Below are 18,498 nucleotides of genomic sequence, written 5' to 3' on the forward strand. Positions count from 1 at the left end.
AAAAAAATCCCCCTTGGAAATTCTACCCTGATCCCCGCCACAGAATTTACATTTTACAGGCAGACCCCGAAAGCTGAAATCATTTTATGGAATATTTAATGCATATAAATATGTGATTGAATTTTTTTCATATCAGGGGCAGTCCGGGGGAGGAATAATTATTATATGATAAATGATAACAGCACAATTCTAAAAAATGTTGAAGCTGATTGTGAGGGAAAACAGCTTTCAGCAGTGATGGAAATAGCCAATATTGTTAATTCCCGCCTGGACCTCAAACACGTTCTGTCAAGGATAGCAAGGGAGATGAACAGGGTCGTTGATTATGACATAGGATGTGTGGCTGTCCACGATAAGGATAAGAACTGCCTTAACTTAAGGCACATATACAGAAAAAACGGCGATGATTCGTACGAGGGCAGTTATGTGCCCCTCGATGAGAGTAATATTATTGGATGGGTCGCTATTAACAGAAAGCCGGTTTACAGGAGGGATATCTTTGGGGATAACCGCTTTGAAGAGATTATGAAGGAGGATAATCTCAGATCGGATGTTGTTATACCACTTATGGCCAAGGGTTCATTTATCGGCACCCTAAATGTCGGAAGCTATGAGCCTGACCATTTCTCGGACACAGACCTTGAACTTATTAAGAATTTCAGCAGATTGACTTCAATTGCCGTTGGAAATTCCATTATGCTGGATGATCTGACTTTTCTTGGAAATAAGTACAAGAATCTTATGAATAACGCGAAAGATATCATAACACTTTTAGATCTAAGCGGAAAGGTCATAGAGTGCAGCGATTCAATTGAAAAGGTATTTGGATATACGAAGGATGAAATTATAGGCAAAGAAATTTTTGAATTTACAACACCCGATAGACGGTGGAAATCGAAAAATATAGTAACACGCGTAATTAAGGGTGAATTGAGCCGGCTCACAGATATTCCTTATGTTAAGAAGAACGGTGATATTGTATATCTTGATGTGGATGTTAGTATTATGAGATTGAGAAATAATCCATATATTCTGTCAATCTCTCATAATATTACTGAGAGGAAGATTCTCGAAGAGAAGATAAGAAGTAAGAATCGTGAACTTGTTGAAAAGAACAGAAAACTCGTCGATCTCGATAGATTGAAGAATGAATTTCTCGGCAGGGTAAGTCATGAGCTGCGAACACCCTTATCGGTTATAATGGCTTATGTTGACAGTCTGAAAGGTGAAGATGATCTAAATCCTATAGATGCGGAAACGAAGGAAGAATTCCTGGACGTTATTTTCAGCCAATCGAGTAAATTGCTGGGGATCATTAATGATCTGCTTGATCTTTCAAAAGTGGAAGTTTCCAATACAATGCTTGATATTGCCCAGGGGAGCATAAATGAAATAGTACGGATTTCAGCAAAATCTCTTGAGCGGAAAGCCAATAGTAAAAGTATAAAAGTTTTATGCGATTTGGATGAGAATATCCCTATTATCAATTTCGATGTGATGCGCCTGCAGCAGGTTTGTGTTAATCTTCTCGGCAACGCGGTGAAATTTACTAAGGAAGGGGAGGAAATAATCGTTCACACAAGCTGTGATGAAGAAGAAGTGGTTGTCTCGATCAGCGATAAGGCTCCCCGCATCAAGGATGAAGATATAAACAGGATATTTATGGATTTTACTCAGATAGACGGCGGACCGAGTCGATCGAGAGATGGTATGGGAGTGGGGCTTCGCCTCGTTAAACATTACGTTGACCTTCACGGCGGACGTGTCTGGATAGATAGGAGAGAACCGGAAGGAAACACTTTTTCATTTTCCATTCCCACTGATATAAATCCGGATAAAAAGCCGGGCAAAGTATTAGATATTGAAGAAAAGACCTTTTAATCATCTATAAAATCTTCGCTTCAATTTTTCTATATTATTATCAGCAGAAGCAGCAATTTATTTAGAATTTTTATGCACTTGTGTAATTGTTTGAATATCAACTCTTTCTGACGTGAGTTTTCCCATTTGCAAACCTCTTTACAATTTGTTTGCAAAAAGCAAGATGTTTACTGTAATTCCTCAAACATTCCTGTTGTAGTTTTTACTTCCCCTGCTCTATTTTTAATTCCGCCTATCATTATTGTAACTGCTTGTTATTAAGTCAGTAATGCTGATTTATCATTATTTCCTGAATAGATGTGTGTAGCATGCCGTCTAAGTGGAATAGCATTTGCGAGCTTCCTTTCCGGTAGCAACACTCTTTATAAATAGGTGGTAAAAAAACAGGGGATAGACAATTATTTTTAATGCCAGGGCGGGAAATGAAAACTGCGGAGAAAAGACTCGATATAGATGATCTTGTTTTATATGTCAAATCAGAGACCGGATTTGATCTGTCCAAGTATCGTCCAACAACTTTAAACAGAAGGGTGTCCCACAGGCAGTTTGCGCTGGGTCTTAGTAATATACACGATTATATTCTGTATCTTTATGCCAATCCCTCTGAGTTGAGAAATATAACGGATTCTACAACGATTCATGTTACTGAATTCTTTCGCGATCTGGATGTTTTTGATTATTTCCCGAGCAAGTTGCTGCCCGCCGTTGTCGAAAGGAAGAAAAGGGGAGCCGCGGATGATATCAGGATTTGGAGTGCCGGGTGTTCCACGGGACAGGAGGCATACAGTATTTCGATACTGCTGGACAAGTTTCTCAAAAATTATGAGATAGAAGCTGAAGTTATCGGAACCGATATTTCCGAAAAGGCGTGTAATTCGGCAAAAAAAGCCATCTATTCAGACGAAGAAGTGGAATACGTTCCGGAAGATATTATCAGAAAATATTTCAGGAAAAGCGAAGACGGTTATACTGTTATTGAACGGATCAGGGAAAAAACCTCTTTTTTCGCGCATGATCTCTTCTCATCCCCCCGGTTTTCGGGATTCGATATTGTAGTATGCAGGAATGTTTTGATTCATTTCAAACGGGATTATCGCGAAGAGGTAATAGATAGTTTTTATTCCGTTCTTAACGATTCAGGATTATTAATACTCGGTAAAAGTGAAGCTCTAAGTAAGGTTTGGAAAGATAAATTCAAATTATTGAATCCATCAATCAAAGTATATCAGAAAATAACGTAACGATCAATTTTAAGGAGGGTTAATAATGGATATTTTCAAGGCGGGAAAATCAGTAAAATGGAATATCATTATAGTAACTTCAATATCTCTGGCTATTGCCTGCGGGGTTGTCTCTTTTTCGACTATCAGGATATCGGAGACTGCCGTTAAAAACGCCGTCTCTGAAAGGGATGAGTTTTGGAGTGAATTCACCGGAGACTTGACATTGAAAGTTAAAAGTATAGAGAAAAGTAAAGATCTGACTTCTCTATTTGCTGATTTAAGAGAGGATTATCCAGAACTTAAAGGGATCGAACTGATCGATTCGGATAACAGAATCCTGGCAACTACATTTAATCCCAAAGATCCAGCTGTTGTGCCTGGAATGGAAGAAGGGTCCGAACAAGCCCAGACAAACGGTGCCGCTGACAAAAATTCTTTGATGATACCAGTTGGCGCTGGTATGGGAAGGGTATTAAAACTTGTTTTTGACCCCGATCACGCGGTTGCCAATGAAGCGGGAATAAAATTAGGAGTATTTCTGGTAAACAGCGCCATGATGGCCGCTCTGTTTTTTCTCTTTTACGCGCTTGTTAATAATATGGTTCGTAAACCTCTCCAGAGTCTTCTTTCCGCCTGCAAATCGGTTGCGAAAGATTCAAAGAATCTCGCGGATGGAATTAATATCGATTCCAGGGATGAATTCGGAGAACTGGGCGTATCTCTGGATCATATGTTCCGTAATATCATGGAGATTATAAACATTATTAAAAACACCTCTGACAAAGTAAATTTTTCAGCTCAAAACCTGTCGGCTTCCACCGAAGAGGTAAACTCAATTACGGAAGAAACATCCATGACTATTCAGAACATCGCGGAATCCTCCGACATGCAGGTTCAGAAGGTTATGGATATGAACAGGGAAATCAAAAGTATGGAGAGATCGGTCAAACAGGTAGTTAAAAGCGCTGAACTTGCCGCTTCCGCCTCCGCTAACGCGTCAAAAACCGCCACTGATGGAGGGGATTCGGCTAACGAGGCTGTGGAGAAGATAAACAAGATATATAAAGTAACCGAGGAATCATCTGAAATAATCAGACATCTTGGCGACAGGTCGAACCAGATTGGTGAAATCGTAGATGTAATAACCGATATAGCTGATCAAACGAATCTTCTGGCTCTCAACGCGGCTATTGAAGCGGCTAGAGCTGGCGAGGCGGGAACTGGATTTGCCGTAGTCGCGGAAGAAGTCAGAAAGCTCGCGGAGGGAAGCGCGAAAGCCGCGGAGGAGATAGCAAAGCTCATTCAGAAGACTCAGAAGGATACTAATACTGCCATTGAAAGCATTGAGATTGGTTCCAAGGAGGTTACGGAAGGCCGTGAAGTAATAACAAAGACGGGCAAATTCCTCGATAAGATTGTGGAAGTGCTTAAAAGCTCAAGTGAAATGGCCAGAAGAATATCAGCCGCCACAAAAGAATTAAGCAGAGGGATGGCAAATGTCACAGCTTCGATAGATGAAATTTCAGGCAGCGCCGGCGAAAATGCTTCAGCAACACAGGAAAGCGCCGCATCCATGGAGCAGATGACATCTACTATGGAAGATGTAGCTACAGCCGCTCAGGAGCTCAGCAATCTTTCTGTACAGCTGAGTGATAATGTCAGCCGATTCAGTGATGAAAGTGCTGAAGTAGAAGTAGAGGCCTAAAAAAGGTTTTAAATACCCTAGATACAAGGGGGGTTGCGTAATGGTACATGACACAAAGGAAAGTTTTTCTGAGATACAGGTAGTTACCTTTAAGGTTGAAGAAGAAAACTATGCTGTTTCAGTGTCAAACGTTAAAGAAATTATTCTTCCGGTTGACACATTCCCCGTACCGGGAATGAAGAAACCCGTAAAAGGGGTTATTAATTTAAGAGGAGAAATAGTACCTGTGCTTGAAATACATTCTATTCTCGGACTTCCCGGAAGTAACAAAGAGAAACGGCAAAATGATAAAAGATTTATGATTCTCGACAGTGAAGACAGTGTGGTTGGCTTCGAGGTTGACAGTGTCATGGAAGTTGTGAAATTCAAAGAAGATATTATACAGCGATCCCCGCATATAGGAAAGAAGACCATAAACGAGGATGTACTGCTTGGAATAATTCACTCCAAGAGTGAAATAATCATAGTTATCGATCCAGTTAAGCTTATGAATAGTTGTATGGATATGGATGAATTAGCGAGAAGCATCAAATTTTCTAATTGCTGATTACAAAAGGTTTGAAAAAAAGATTATTACAAAATAGACCGGTTCCCGGGAGGACAACTAGTGGAATACATCAGAAGAGAGGAATCGACGCGGAAGGTTATGATGGGTAGATATAAAACAGCTAGCGCGCCGGACAAAATGCAGACGATAGCGCTGGGGTCATGTGTTGGCGTAACCCTATATGATAAAAAGGAGAAAATTGGCGCTTTAGCTCATGTCATGCTCCCCAGCTGGAAGAGAGTTAGTAACAACAAGAACAGAGAAAGATTTGCCGATTCGGTTATAAAGCTTATGGTCAAAGATTTATCAGATTCCGGAGCCGATACTCAGGATTTGACTGCCAAGATATTCGGCGGAGCGAGGATGTTCGACCATATAACAGGAAGCAAAGGGGCTTTCAGTGTAGGAGACTCGAATATAATTGCCGTAAAAAATGAACTGGCGCGGGTAGGCGTGCCTATAACTGTTGAGAGGGTTGGCGGGCGCAAGGGTAGAACGATTACATTTGATCTCTCTGACGGGAGGGTGCTGGTCAGAGACTCCAACGGGAATGAGGAAATTACATAATGGAAAATAGGGGACCAAGAAAAATCAGGGTATTAATAGGTGAAGATTCTCGTTTTGTAAGCAGGCTTATTGCTGATGTTTTTGAGAAAGATCCTTCGATTGAACTAGTGGGAATTGCCGGAGACGGCCATGATATTCTTAAGAAAGTTGCGGAATTGAAACCCGATTGCATCACTCTGGATTTGGAAATGCCCCGTATGAATGGATTGGAGACATTGCGGTATATTATGAGTGAATGGCCTACTCCTGTTGTTATTCTCAGCGCTTGCGGCGATAAAGCGGCCATGAAGACACTCACATGTCTGGAATACGGCGCAGTTGATTTTATTTCCAAAACAGGGAACGGCAAATCATTTTCAGAGGAAGAGTTGCTGTTCAAAGTTAAAATGGCTGCCAATGCTCACCCCAAGAAAGTGAGATTTTTGCCTCCGCATTACGACTTTAATATCAAGAGACCGCGAACAAAATCCGAAGTCCTTGAGTACGTTATAGTTGTCGGCGCCAGCAGCGGCGGTCCCAGGGCGTTAATGGATATCATTCCAAGGCTGCCGGGTGATCTTCCGGCCGGAGTGGTTGTGGTGCAGCATATGCCTTCAGGGTTCACACGGCATTTCGCTGAAAGGCTTGATGAAAGATCAAAGATGGTTGTCAAGGAGGCGCAAAACGGAGATCTTCTGCTTCCCGGCAGAGTTCTAGTAGCACCGGGAGGGAATCACCTGATATTTGAAGAAAAAGGGGAAATGCTCTCCGGTGTACTTTTACAGCGTAATGAAGGGCAAAAGACAGCTTGTCCTTCCATGGATTTCGCTATGAGTTCCCTGGCGCCGGTATTCAAAGATAAATTGATAGGAGTTGTGCTCACGGGAATGGGCAGGGACGGTTTATCCGGAAGTGAAGTTGTGCGCGAATTCGGCGGAAGAATCATTGCTCAGGATCCCGCTACATGTATTGTGTCGGGGATGACCGGGTCTGTTATAAATGAAGGCCTGGTAAATGCCGTTGTTCCGTTGGAAAAAATATCAGAGGCGATGGTTAACGAGATAAAAAGATTTAAAGCGGAAGTGTAGCTTTATGGAAATCAGTGAATATAAAACTCTTTATACTAATGAAGCCGCGGATATTCTTCAGGCCCTTGAAAACGGGATTATGAAGCATGAGGACGGTGCCGGCGAGCTGCCTGTTGATGACCTGTTTCGTCATGCTCACAATCTAAAGGGGATGTCCGGAACGATGGGCTATGATTCCGTGGTTGAAGCGAGTCATTCAGTAGAAAATGTTCTTGGTATGTGCAGAGAGGGAAAGATATGTATATCCAGCGAAGAGGCTGATGTCCTGTTTAAGGTAATCGACTTTCTACGCGATATGGTAAATGATGTGGTTGAAAACGGAGAAAGTGATAAATCCAGAATACTGCTGGAAGAAATAAAATCTGTTATAAAAGCAAATTTCGAGGATTCAGCAGATAGAGAAACGGGGGGTAAAGATTTACAAGCAGAAGATGATTCTAAATCAACAGCTGACTGCAAAAGGGGCGCGGAGGATACCGAGAAAGCTTATGGAAACGACCAGGATATGAAAGAGAAGGATAAGAATAAAAATATAAAATCCTCAAATAGAGATAGTTATTACACAAAAATATCTTCCACCCGCGTTGAACTTGAGAGACTCGATAACCTTATGGATCTCGTGGGCGAGTTGATTATCAGCCGCTTCAGGTTGAGCAGTTTAGCTGAAGAGATCGAGTCAAAGGCATTGGCCGAAGAACTGCTTATGGCGGGAAGACTGATTTCGGGGATTCAGAAGGAAATTGTTGAAGCCAGACTTGTGCCGGCCGGGAATGTGTTTCAAAGGTTTAAGAGGCTGGTAAGAGATGTTTCAAAAGAATTGAATAAAAAGGCCAGGTTGAAGATTGTAGGAGCTGATATAGGGCTGGACAGAACAATTCTCGAGATGATGATCGACCCGCTGGTTCATATTATTAGAAACGCGCTTGATCACGGTATAGAATCTCCGGCAGAGAGACAAGCAGCCGGAAAGGATGAAGTGGGTAAAATCAGTCTCCGTTGCAGTAGAGAAAGAAATTTTGTGATAATTGAGATTGAGGATGACGGGAAAGGGATAGACCTCGGCGAGGTTGTAAGGAAAAGGGGTAATACTGATATCGAGGACGACTCCCTGGCGGACAGCTCCGGCGAAGAGTTATGCCGTATATTAACATCCCCCGGATTCAGCACAAGAAAAGAAGTGGGGAAATATTCGGGAAGGGGAGTGGGGATGAATGCCGCGAAAAAAGCTGTTGAATCACTTGGCGGCGCGGTTTCCGTAGACAGCAGCCCCGGGGAAGGGACTAAAATTCAAATGCGGGTCCCTATAACTCTTTCGATTATAAAGGCGTTGTTGTTTAAAGTGGCGGGCGAGATCCACGCTCTACCTGTAGAATATATTAAAGAAACCACGAGAGTTGAAAAGAATTCATTTAAAACAGTTGGCGGATCCAAAGTATTTCTTACGAAGGATGGAGCTATTCCTTTGATTCAGCCTGGAGAAATCTTCAAGGGAGATAAAAGTGATTTTGGGGCGAGATTTGTAAAGGTTATTGTGTTGGAGACGGAAAGGGGTATCGGGGGATTAGTCGTAAGCAGAATACTGGGACAGCAAGAGGTTGTTATAAAAGGACTTCCGAGTTTAATAAGAGGAATGGAAGGGGTGTCCGGCGCGACAGTGCTTGGAAGCGGCAAAGTGGCGTTTATATGGGATCCCCGCTATTTATTAAGAGAAAGGCAGAATTATGAATTTGATCGAGAGACAGTCGTATCTCAAACTTGACGCTTTAAAGGAGCTGGGAAATATCAGCTCTGCTCATGCCATTACAGGTCTGTCTGAGCTGATGAAGAAAAGGATAGATGTCTCAATAACTAATGTGGATATAATTCCTTTGAAGATAATAAACACACTTTTCGACGGGCCTGAATCTATGGTGTCGGTTGTTTATCTGGAGGGTTATAACGAGAACTTCAAGGGAAAGATGTTTTTGATCCTCAGCTATTCAGAAGCCGATAAGATGGTCAATATGGTATCTAATAGCCGCCCGGAAGATGTAGATCCGGATGAATATAATTTGTCAGTGTTAAAAGAAGTCGGAAATATCATGTGCGGTTGTTATCTGAACACCATGTCAGTCTTTCTTGGAAGTAAGATTATGTACTCTGTTCCTTATGTGTCAAAAGACATGCTTGGAGCAGTTATGGATTCAATACTTGCCGATCTCAGTATTGAATCAGATTACGCGATTGTTGTTGAGACGGCATTTAATTTCAGAGAAGATCAGGTAAATGGTTTCCTGTTCTTTATCCCCGATACGGATTCTCTGGAAAAGCTTTTTGAAGTTATTGGAGTGTAACTACTTAGGAAAGGAGCAGCAAAGATGAAAGCCAGAATTCTAGTTGTGGATGACGCGATATTTATGAGGAAAATGATCACAGACATTCTTGAAGGAAGCGGGATGGAGGTTGTAGGGGAATCTGAAAACGGTTCTGATGCCGTTGAAAAATATAATGAACTTAAGCCCGATCTTGTAACAATGGATATTATTATGCCGGGAATGAACGGTATAGATGCTGTCAAAAAGATAATTTCCAATGATTTCAAGGCGAAGATAGTTATGTGCAGCGCCCTCGGACAGCAGGCCCTTGTTAAGGACGCGCTGGCGGCTGGAGCTCAGGATTTCCTGATCAAACCTTTCAATCCGTCGAGAGTCATAGAGGTTGTAGAGAAGATCATCAACCAACCAGCTGCGACATAAATTTAGATATGAAAGGATTATGAATGTCCGGGCTTAGTGATAATGAACGGGAAGTACTTGAAGGTTTTGCCTCCAGAGTGGATAAGAACGACCCTGGGGCTATGAATAATCTCGGGGTTCTCTATTTCAGAAAAGGGATGTACGACGAGGCTATTAATCAGTTCAAAGAAGCGCTCAAAACTGATTCTAAGTTTAACCTCGCCAAGGAAAACCTACAGTATCTTTTCTCCGAAACAGGTATGGAAGACCCGGACGTAGAGCGGTGGAAAAAGGAAATCGAAAAAGATCCGGATAATGATCAGGCTCTTTTGAGGTTAGGGATCAGTTATCAGAATATGGGCAAATTCAGTGAAGCGGTTCGTATTCTGGGAGATTTTGTCAAACGCAATCCGGATTATCATATGGCGCGAATTCATCTTGGAAGCGCCCTTAAATCACAGGGGTTGTATCAACAGGCACTTGAACATTATCTCGCCTCCGGAGAGAATGTTCAAAAATCCACTGTGTTTCATACTGATTTAGGTGAAATTTACTATAACCTCGGTAGAACCGATGAAGCGATAATGGAGTTTAGGGCCGCGATCAAACTGGACCCTGAATACTGGAGGTCCCATTTTCTTTTGTCTTTCGCGGACGGTGATATCGGTAATTTCCAGGAAGCACTTGAAGAGAGCAGAATTGCCTCAAAGTTGAATCCGTCGTTTCAGAACAATGAAGCGAATCTGGCACTTAATGATAGAAGGGGAGCGGGAGCTGATACTACCCGGAAACAAGAGAATGATATCCCTTCTCTGGAGAGTACGTCATTTACTTTGGGTAAAGCCTACATGGAGCGCGGTTACTATTCTGAAGCCCAGAAAGAGTTTAAAAAAGCTGTAGAGGAAATGAATGATAAGGATAGGGTATACGTGGAAATCGGCAAATTATATATGATAAAGAAAGAATACTTAGAGGCGCTGCCGGTTTTTCTTAAAGCCCTGCAGATAAACGATGATAACCCCGAGGCATTCCGTTTCTGCGGATCTATCTATCATATAAGAGAGGAATTAGATAAAGCGGCAGCTTGTTATCTGCAGTCGTTCAGACTTAACCTGGCAGATGTCAATACGATAAACAATCTTGGAGTCATTTTATACCAGGTTGGTTTGATTGAAGAAGCGGAGCGGATGTTTAAGAAGGGTTTGAACTTAAAAATATATAACCTGGAGCTTAACTATAATTTCCTGACATGTAATTTGCTGAAAGAAGAATACATGATGGTGGAAAATCTTATTCAGAGGCTGGAAGCCTTTGTTGGTAAGAGTGCCGCTCTTTATGAAAAAAGAGCGATCCTTCATTTCAGGATGGATCGTATGACCGCCGCCCTCTTTGACATTCAGAGCGCCCTGAGCGTTGATCAACGTCACAGCGACGCGATTTATCTCAAAGGGCTGATACAGCTCCGTGAGGAGGATTTCGCGGGTGCTATAAAATCAATTCTCGAAGCAGCCTCGATAAAAGAAGAATATACGGGGTTTTATCTGACGCTCTCAAACGCGGGTCTGGGAGAAGGCGAACCTATAAAGATAGATTCCAGTTTAATAAAGGATGTTGACGAGAATCTGGTCGAACTCCTCAGTTCGGGGATTGAAAGAAGGTTCGATAAAATCAGAGAATCCCTCGAGTCAATAGTATCGAGTGGGGTAAGTGATTTGGAAGAAGAAAAGAATAATAAAAAAGAAGCAGAAGGAAGAAATTCAGAGGAAAATAGAGATAATAATAAAACGGAAAGCTCGGAAATCCAGCAAAATAGAGAAAAAGAGGAAGAGGATTTCTTTAGTGCTTTCAAGATGAAACAATAGTTTTGAGGGATTAAATTTATGGCCATTAAGTCGTCAATCGGTGAGCTCACGCTATTTGATTTATTTCAGATCCTGTATCATAATCAGAAAACGGGACGTTTGATAATAACAGATTCTATCAGGGAAAGAGGAGCTCATATTTTATTCAAAAATGGGTTCGTCTGTTTTGCGTACGTTTATGATAAAGCCCCTAAATCAATTGAAATTGTTCTTAAAGAATGGGGGGTTGTTGATGAAATCAGCGCGGCTGAGATTGATAATAAGTGGGGGAGATATAATTCTCCGCTTGATTGTCTGAACGGCGAAGGGATTTCATCGAGAAACTACCTGGAAACTTTTATTTCCGCGCGAGTAAAGGAAGCGGTATATAGTATATTAAAATGGGAAAACGGGGATTACCATTTTATAGAAGAAGAAATAGATGAAAAACGCGAATGCTTTGTTATGTTGAAGACTGTAAATCTAATACTTGAGGGCGCGAGAAGAATAGATGAATGGTCAAATATACAGAGCAAGGTGCCGTCGAGGCACACGGTGTTTAAATTCTGCGAAGGCAAAGAAAAACAGCAGTTAAATTTAAAACCCAAAGAATGGGAAATTCTGTCTCTAATTGACGGGGGACGCTCGGTCTTTGAAATTAATGAAGAAGTGGGAGAAGATCTTTTTTCAACCAGTAAATTGATATACGGTCTTGTTGTTATGGGAGTAATAGAGGGTGTTGAAAATAATGACGGCCCCGGCTCTGATATCAGCAAAGAAGATATAATTGAGAAACATCTTCGCCAGGGAAGAATCTTCTACAACAGATTAGATCTTAAAAAAGCGATGGTAGAGTACGAAAAAGTAGTACAGATCGACTCTCATTGTTTTGAAGCCCTCAGAATGCTGGGAGAAATATACTATAAGATGGATATGCTCAGTGAATCCCTCAGATTCTTGGAAAAAGCGCGCGAGCAAAGACCCGATAACCAGAAAGCGATGTTTATAAAAGGATATCTGCACGCCAAACTGGGAGAAGTTGAAGAAGCTATTAGCGAGTGGCAGGAATTAAAGGAAAAAGCGGAAAGCAGAAAAATAATAAAGCTCGTTGAAGACAGGATTTCGGTCGCGCGGGACTGGTCGAGAGTAATGGCGGAATATTGACATTCTACTTTTCCTTTCCGCGGTAACCTACCGTAAAAATATAAACTCTTTTTCATCTCTTTAACGCTCATCCTGTAGATGGATCAGTCGGGGCAGGCAATTCTCTAAATATCATAAGGGTTTACTGAACAAGATTAATTGACTCGATATAACCAAAAGCTGTATAATACGAATTGCAGCTGTTTATCTTATTCGGGGAAACTCAAGCTATGAATTTAGTTTACTATATGCGGCTGCGGACGCGGCATCCGGAAGAATAACATGACACTATGAAAGAAGGAGAAAAAAATGATTAAGGAAATTTCCGCCCGGGAGCTTGATCCCGAAGATTTTATAATAAATAAGGTCAAGGAGATAAGAGATGCTGTTGGTGATGATATCGCGATCAACGCTCTTTCAGGCGGCGTCGATTCTTCTACCGTTACCATGCTTGGCAGCAGAGCTCTGGGGGATCGGATGGAAACCGTCTTTATCGAGAACGGACTTATGAGGGAAGGGGAATCTGAACAAGTCGCGAGACTTTTCAAGAAATCAGGAATAAAAGTTGAAATAGTTGACGCCAGGAGTGAGTTTTTAGCAGCGCTTGAAGGTGTCACCGATCCCGAGGAGAAGCGTGAGGTTATAACTCAGACTTTCTACAAAGTTGTTTTTGGGCGCATAGTGGATGAGACGGGTGCCAAATGTCTTCTCCAGGGTACCATTTTGACAGATATAGACGAGACTCTGGCCGGAATCAAAAGACAGCATAACGTTTGCAAACAAATGGGAATTGACCCGCAGGAGGATTTCGGCTATAAAATCATCGAGCCGCTGATTCAGCTTCGCAAGGACGGTGTGAGGAAAGTGGGAAGTGCTCTCGGGCTGCCGGCTGAACTCTTCGAGCGTATACCTTTCCCCGGACCCGCGCTTGCGGCGCGCGTGATAGGCGAGGTAACGCGGGATCGTGTTGAAACGGTTAGAAAAGCTACGAAGGTTGTTGAAAAGATTCTGAGAGACACGGGGGCATTTCAGTATATGGCGATTCTTCATCAGGACCGCGTAACCGGCATGAGAGACGGTGAGAGAGATTTCGGCCAGCAGATTGAGATACGCTGCTGGGAGAGCAAAGACGCGCGAACCGGAAGTCCCACATGGCTGCACTTCGAAACTCTTGAAAAGCTGGCCGAAGAGATTACTCGCTCCGTGCCCGGAGTTGTAAGTGTTACATACAATATAACTTCTAAACCTCCTTCCACTATCGAGGCGATCTGACGAAAGGGGCGGCGGAGCTTAAAAACCCTGATATCGTTCTCAGGGTAAACTTATTGGGCAACGAGTAAACTCTATCGCCGCGGCGGAAAGAAATGCGCCCCCTTGAAAATCAATTCCAGCCGGAAAGAACAGGCCATACCAGAAGAAGAAGGGATATAATAAAGAAGCATATCTGCATGAGAAAATTCCACCTGAACCACTTCTCGTATGGAATCTTCGCCATAGCCAGAGTTCCGACAGTTACGCCCGATGTGGGAATTATCATGTTTGTGAATCCGTCTCCCAGTTGATAGGCAAGGATGGCGGTCTGTCTTGTTATCCCCGAGAGATCCGCCAGCGGAGCCATAACAGGCATCGTAAGAGCCGCCTTGGTCGAACCGCTCGGTATAAAGAAATTGAAGGCGAGCTGGATTATATACTGAAAATCGGCAGCCGCCATTCTGGGTAATCCCGAGACTGACTGTGCCATATAGTACAGAATAGTGTCCATAATACCGCCCTGTTCGAGGATAACTATGATTCCTCCTACAAATCCCACGACAAGAGCGGCCGACACCATATCTTTGCACCCCTTAATAAATGAATCGGCTATGCTGTTCATACTCTGTCCCGAAATAACAGCGCTTGCGAGTCCCATCGCGAGAAACAATCCGGCTATCTCCTTTATATACCACTGAAAAACAATCACGCCTAATATCATAAAGATTATGCCGAGAAGCAGTATAAGCAGACAGGCGCTGTGCCTCCAGGTGAATTCCCTTATCGATTCCTGCTTTTCCTTGAGTTCTTTTCGTTTTTCCCGGTCAAGTTCGTACATAACGCTTTTTTCAGGGGATTTCTTTATCCTTGCCGCGTAAACCATCACCCAGGCAATAGTAAATCCGGTAACGATAAACCATATAATCAACCGGTACCCCATTCCGGAAAGTGGTTTGATTCCGGAAAGGCCCTGGGCGATCTGAAGGGTGAAAGGATTAATGAAAGCTCCGGCGAACCCCACTCCCGCGGCTAGAAATGTCAAACAGACCCCCACTATGGAATCGTAACCGAGACTTATAGCGAGAGGAACGAAGATCAGAACAAAAGGCATTGCCTCCTCGCACATACCGAACACGGCTCCGAAAAGGGAGAAAATAGTCATAACAATCGGAATAACGAGAAATTCCCTGCCCTTGAGCGCGTTTACGAGTTTCCCGATTCCGGCGGTAATCGATCCGGTTTCATTGAGCATATAGAAAGCGCCTCCGACTATAAATATGAAGGCGATTATCTCACTGAGTTTCAGGAATCCTTTTATCGGGGCGGTAAATATTTCAAGTCCCTGCGGATCCGATTCTGTTTTTCTGAAAGTATCCTCCACGATAACCGTCCGCTTCACACCTTTTACTTCCTTTTCCATCCTGTCGTATTCTCCGCCGGGCAGGACCCAGGTCAATGCCGCTGAGATAACAATCAGGGTAAAGACTATCACAAAAACATTCGGTATTTTTTTCATCTATTTCTCCCGAAAAATATTCGAGTTTTAAGTACCATGTGATAATAACCTAATATCATAAAAGCTTAAAAACAAATCCGGGGGGAATATAATTTTATCCCTGAGAGTGTAAAATTCAAAAGAGCTGTCAGATATTTTTTCCTGAAACCATTTCGTTCCTTCATAATATTAAATAAATATTGCGAAGGATCTAAATGAATATGCTTTTTATGCGGCTGAAATAATCTTTTTATCGCGGGGCGCCTATTCAGGAGTTTCAATAGATCTTCCGCTGACGGCGAATTCAGCTCCCCCGATATGGTGAATCAGTTCGAGCCGGCCGCTGAAATCCCATTTTCCGTTTGAGTAGGCATCTTCCCGTACCTGGGCCCGGAGTATATCCGCTATCAGAAGGGAGCTGTATCCCATATCGACGACCTGTGAGATTCTGCATTCTATCCTGGCCGCGGCTTCGGCCACCATGGGCGCTGAAATCTCTTTTGCTTCAACTCTGCTGAGTCCGGCTTCTTTGAATTTGTCCCGCACATCCCTTCCGCTGTTCTTGCCGCAGTAGATAACCGACTCTGCCAGTCCAATATCCGGTATGTTGATACCGAATTCCCCTGTCTTTTTTATGAAGCCGTATGTGTAATGGCCTTTTCCACTGAGTATAGCGACCATGGGAGGTTTTTTCCTGAGGGGCATGTTCCAGGCTACAGAGAAGATATTATCCTCTTTTCCGTCTCCGGCTGTGATAAGAAGAACTGACCCGGGAGTCAGCAGTCTGTGAGGATTAGCCGTTTCAATGTATTTGCCGCCTGACATTTAGTAGATCTCCTTCCGTGGAAGTCACTGTCAAACATTTTTTAAATCGTAGTTAATATTCCCCATTTTTATCTCACTGGCATAATTGATCTGATGATTACCGCTCACAGAATTTACCTTTAGAAACGTATCTTCAGAGCCGTATGCCTTATTTACCATATCCAAGCTGGCTTTTTCGACAGCCACAATGTCCGTGGATGCCAGAACACCTACATCCTCCATGAAGGGTTTTTTTGCCCATCCGGCACAATCACAATCCTTGGAAATATTAGCCGCCACATTTATAAATACCGCGTTCTTAGCTTCGCAAATACCCTTGGCATATTCACATAACCGCTCCATGAAAACGTTGTTTTTTGTGCTGCCCCAGGGTACATCAAAAGCCCCTACGGGGCAGATAGTAAGACAGCTGCCGCATCCGATGCACTTTTCGGGATCGATTTTGAGGGGTTCGATTGTGATTGCTCCGCCCGGACAATTATTAACGCATGCCCCGCACTGGATACATTTTGACGGATCATATTTTGGGATTGTAGAAGCGTGCATTGCCATTTTTCCGGCTACAGATCCCATGCCCATTGACGCGTTTTTGATAGCGCCGCCGAAACCCGACATGCCGTGACCTTTGAAGTGCGTGAAAAATACGATGGTGTCGTAATTATCAATATGGCTGCCCGTAATAATCTTTTTGTAGTGTTTGCCGTCAACGGGAATTTCCTTGTCGCCTTCGGCGTCAATGATGTCTATGGGCGCGAAATCAAATCCGTGATTTTTTGCCAGCTGGATATGGCTTTCTTTGTCATTCCGCCATTTGCTGACATATAACACACTCGTTTCTATCAAGGTGGCGTCTAGTTTTTGAGCGAGGGGTTTTAGCATGTGTGGTTCGATGTAATTCTTGTTTCCTTCTTCGCCAAAGTGAACCTTGATCGCGACTTTCCCCTTTACGTGTTCTTCAATTTTGTCGAAAACCTCTAAAACGCCTTCAGGTGAACTTTTTTTGCTGAAGAATACATTAGATCTTGCTTTTTTCCGGCCAAAGATGATTTCGGGATATGACAGCGCGAGCGCGAAAGAACCGGTTGCCGCGATGAATTCCCGACGAGTGATCTTATTACCCATAATTTGCCTCCCGCAATAAAATCAAAGAATGAAAGATAACATTTTGTCCCTTCCCTTAAGGTGTATAAAATATTTCCAGTGCCATATTATATGAAACAGGGAAATTACAAACATTGCAATGCCAAACTCAACGTGCCAGAACAACAAATCGTAATAGAACGAGAATGTAATTCCGTAGCTTACCAGAATAGCCAGAACAGCGCCAGTAATACCGGATACAAGGAAAGTGATTAATAAGAGAATATTCCAGATCTTTCTGTGTTTTGACCGTTTGATTTTTCCCTTATTTTCGAGAGACAGAGTGATAAAATAAATTAAAGTCAAAGTCAGAGCTATGGGGATAAAATAATAATTTATCACTTCTTTCGTTTCCTCTTGAGTGTCAGCGTTATTCTGAACGTCATTTGCGGTTATTCTATCTTCCGGCGGGATTTGTGACAAATCACAGATGCTGTCGTTGTCTGTATCGATGTATTTACAACATGTTCCGGGAAAGGGTTCGTTTTTCCTCCCAAATGGACAATTATTCCATTCAGTTCCGTTCAACGGCCCGTTAATTATTAAAATAAAAAGTATAAAAACGGGTATTAATATATTCCCGGTTTTATATAGATGTGTAAGAGGCTGTTTCATACTCAGAACCTTTTGTGTATAAGTAAAATCGGGGGTTACCAGATATCAGAGAAAATTTCCTCATCAGTAATAGGTCACTTCTCTCAGGCTTCGTAAGGAACATATAAGATTCCGGCAAATGCTATTCGCAATTTGGCTGGATGGAAGAATAATTTCATCTCATCCGCAAACGGACCTAAAAATCATCATAGGAATTATAAGAGTAAAAAGTCGGCGAGTCAACGTCTTGTTAATTTGGAGTTCCCCCAATTTTTACATGTTCTTTGTATATCCGGCTATTGGTATTGTCAAAAACGCCGTCTATTTCCCCTGCGAGGAAATAGCGTCTCCCGCTCTCAGACTCGCTCTTTCTGCCCCTTCGGGCCAGAAAACCATGCCCGCTCGTCTTCCGAGAGGGTTTTGAAATACCAATAGCCGGATAGAAACTAAATATCAATTCCACTTATCATTATGGGTAATTACTTGATAGTTATGCCATTACTAA

The 18,498-nt window shown here is 42.6% G+C and carries 17 protein-coding genes; 12 read left to right on the plus strand and 5 right to left on the minus strand.

Features of this window, described 5'->3' with window-relative positions:
- Nucleotides 1–165: 165 nt before the first annotated feature.
- The 12 genes from U5O15_00265 (at nt 166) to U5O15_00320 (ending at nt 13,960) form a co-directional block, all read left to right on the plus strand.
- Nucleotides 166–1,881, plus strand: a complete 1,716-nt coding sequence (locus U5O15_00265) for an ATP-binding protein (protein ID MDZ7859095.1) — start codon at nt 166–168, stop codon at nt 1,879–1,881.
- A 422-nt stretch (nt 1,882–2,303) separates the two neighbouring features.
- Nucleotides 2,304–3,122 carry a protein-glutamate O-methyltransferase CheR gene (locus tag U5O15_00270; GenBank protein ID MDZ7859096.1) on the plus strand — a complete coding sequence of 273 codons (819 nt, stop codon included), beginning with the start codon at nt 2,304–2,306 and terminating at the stop codon, nt 3,120–3,122.
- A gap of 25 nt (nt 3,123–3,147) precedes the next feature.
- A complete protein-coding gene (locus U5O15_00275; protein MDZ7859097.1) occupies nt 3,148–4,809 on the plus strand; it encodes a methyl-accepting chemotaxis protein in 1,662 nt (553 codons plus the stop codon).
- A 40-nt stretch (nt 4,810–4,849) separates the two neighbouring features.
- A complete protein-coding gene (locus U5O15_00280; protein ID MDZ7859098.1) occupies nt 4,850–5,356 on the plus strand; it encodes a chemotaxis protein CheW in 507 nt (168 codons plus the stop codon).
- A gap of 60 nt (nt 5,357–5,416) precedes the next feature.
- Complete coding sequence (locus U5O15_00285) at nt 5,417–5,923, plus strand: chemotaxis protein CheD (GenBank protein ID MDZ7859099.1); 507 nt, start codon at nt 5,417–5,419, stop codon at nt 5,921–5,923.
- Nucleotides 5,923–6,990, plus strand: a complete 1,068-nt coding sequence (gene cheB, locus U5O15_00290) for a chemotaxis-specific protein-glutamate methyltransferase CheB (protein MDZ7859100.1) — start codon at nt 5,923–5,925, stop codon at nt 6,988–6,990. Before U5O15_00285 ends, cheB begins: the two co-directional genes overlap by 1 nt.
- A 4-nt stretch (nt 6,991–6,994) precedes the next feature.
- Nucleotides 6,995–8,749, plus strand: coding sequence for a chemotaxis protein CheA (locus tag U5O15_00295; protein ID MDZ7859101.1), 1,755 nt, complete (start codon nt 6,995–6,997; stop codon nt 8,747–8,749).
- A complete protein-coding gene (locus U5O15_00300; GenBank protein MDZ7859102.1) occupies nt 8,712–9,323 on the plus strand; it encodes a chemotaxis protein CheC in 612 nt (203 codons plus the stop codon). The genes U5O15_00295 and U5O15_00300 overlap by 38 nt, the downstream gene beginning before the upstream one ends.
- 24 nt (nt 9,324–9,347) lie before the next feature.
- Complete coding sequence (locus U5O15_00305; GenBank protein ID MDZ7859103.1) at nt 9,348–9,725, plus strand: response regulator; 378 nt, start codon at nt 9,348–9,350, stop codon at nt 9,723–9,725.
- Between the two features lie 23 nt (nt 9,726–9,748).
- On the plus strand, nt 9,749–11,566 hold the full coding sequence (locus U5O15_00310) for a tetratricopeptide repeat protein (GenBank protein ID MDZ7859104.1): 1,818 nt from the start codon (nt 9,749–9,751) through the stop codon (nt 11,564–11,566).
- 18 nt (nt 11,567–11,584) lie between these two features.
- A complete protein-coding gene (locus tag U5O15_00315) occupies nt 11,585–12,709 on the plus strand; it encodes a DUF4388 domain-containing protein (protein MDZ7859105.1) in 1,125 nt (374 codons plus the stop codon).
- Nucleotides 12,710–12,997: 288 nt separating this feature from the next.
- Complete coding sequence (locus U5O15_00320; protein MDZ7859106.1) at nt 12,998–13,960, plus strand: asparagine synthase-related protein; 963 nt, start codon at nt 12,998–13,000, stop codon at nt 13,958–13,960.
- 109 nt (nt 13,961–14,069) lie between these two features.
- Here the strand turns inward: U5O15_00320 and U5O15_00325 are convergent, their stop codons facing one another.
- From U5O15_00325 to U5O15_00345, 5 genes are all read right to left on the minus strand, one after another.
- Nucleotides 14,070–15,455, minus strand: a complete 1,386-nt coding sequence (locus tag U5O15_00325) for a YfcC family protein (GenBank protein ID MDZ7859107.1) — start codon at nt 15,453–15,455, stop codon at nt 14,070–14,072.
- 243 nt (nt 15,456–15,698) lie between these two features.
- Entirely contained in the window at nt 15,699–16,259 is a 561-nt protein-coding gene (locus U5O15_00330) for a flavin reductase family protein (GenBank protein MDZ7859108.1), read from the minus strand.
- Nucleotides 16,260–16,289: 30 nt separating this feature from the next.
- Nucleotides 16,290–17,381: a DUF362 domain-containing protein gene (locus U5O15_00335; GenBank protein MDZ7859109.1), complete on the minus strand. Its 1,092-nt coding sequence runs from the start codon at nt 17,379–17,381 to the stop codon at nt 16,290–16,292.
- Between the two features lie 21 nt (nt 17,382–17,402).
- A complete protein-coding gene (locus tag U5O15_00340; GenBank protein MDZ7859110.1) occupies nt 17,403–18,014 on the minus strand; it encodes a DUF4405 domain-containing protein in 612 nt (203 codons plus the stop codon).
- A gap of 229 nt (nt 18,015–18,243) precedes the next feature.
- A complete protein-coding gene (locus U5O15_00345) occupies nt 18,244–18,456 on the minus strand; it encodes a hypothetical protein (GenBank protein ID MDZ7859111.1) in 213 nt (70 codons plus the stop codon).
- Between the last annotated feature and the right edge of the window lie 42 nt (nt 18,457–18,498).

Source organism: Candidatus Krumholzibacteriota bacterium (genome assembly GCA_034520215.1).
Classification (GTDB): Bacteria; Krumholzibacteriota; Krumholzibacteriia; order Krumholzibacteriales; family WJIX01; genus JAGHBT01.

What these genes read in the sequence shown, in the direction of transcription:
- U5O15_00265 (MDZ7859095.1), top strand. Translation starts at nt 166, where the DNA reads ATGATAAATGATAACAGCACAATTCTAAAAAATGTTGAAGCTGATTGT.
- U5O15_00270 (MDZ7859096.1), top strand. Translation starts at nt 2,304, where the DNA reads ATGAAAACTGCGGAGAAAAGACTCGATATAGATGATCTTGTTTTATAT.
- U5O15_00275 (MDZ7859097.1), top strand. Translation starts at nt 3,148, where the DNA reads ATGGATATTTTCAAGGCGGGAAAATCAGTAAAATGGAATATCATTATA.
- U5O15_00280 (MDZ7859098.1), top strand. Translation starts at nt 4,850, where the DNA reads ATGGTACATGACACAAAGGAAAGTTTTTCTGAGATACAGGTAGTTACC.
- cheB (MDZ7859100.1), top strand. Translation starts at nt 5,923, where the DNA reads ATGGAAAATAGGGGACCAAGAAAAATCAGGGTATTAATAGGTGAAGAT.
- U5O15_00295 (MDZ7859101.1), top strand. Translation starts at nt 6,995, where the DNA reads ATGGAAATCAGTGAATATAAAACTCTTTATACTAATGAAGCCGCGGAT.
- U5O15_00300 (MDZ7859102.1), top strand. Translation starts at nt 8,712, where the DNA reads ATGAATTTGATCGAGAGACAGTCGTATCTCAAACTTGACGCTTTAAAG.
- U5O15_00305 (MDZ7859103.1), top strand. Translation starts at nt 9,348, where the DNA reads ATGAAAGCCAGAATTCTAGTTGTGGATGACGCGATATTTATGAGGAAA.
- U5O15_00310 (MDZ7859104.1), top strand. Translation starts at nt 9,749, where the DNA reads ATGTCCGGGCTTAGTGATAATGAACGGGAAGTACTTGAAGGTTTTGCC.
- U5O15_00315 (MDZ7859105.1), top strand. Translation starts at nt 11,585, where the DNA reads ATGGCCATTAAGTCGTCAATCGGTGAGCTCACGCTATTTGATTTATTT.
- U5O15_00320 (MDZ7859106.1), top strand. Translation starts at nt 12,998, where the DNA reads ATGATTAAGGAAATTTCCGCCCGGGAGCTTGATCCCGAAGATTTTATA.
- U5O15_00325 (MDZ7859107.1), bottom strand. Translation starts at nt 15,455, where the DNA reads ATGAAAAAAATACCGAATGTTTTTGTGATAGTCTTTACCCTGATTGTT.
- U5O15_00330 (MDZ7859108.1), bottom strand. Translation starts at nt 16,259, where the DNA reads ATGTCAGGCGGCAAATACATTGAAACGGCTAATCCTCACAGACTGCTG.
- U5O15_00335 (MDZ7859109.1), bottom strand. Translation starts at nt 17,381, where the DNA reads ATGGGTAATAAGATCACTCGTCGGGAATTCATCGCGGCAACCGGTTCT.
- U5O15_00340 (MDZ7859110.1), bottom strand. Translation starts at nt 18,014, where the DNA reads ATGAAACAGCCTCTTACACATCTATATAAAACCGGGAATATATTAATA.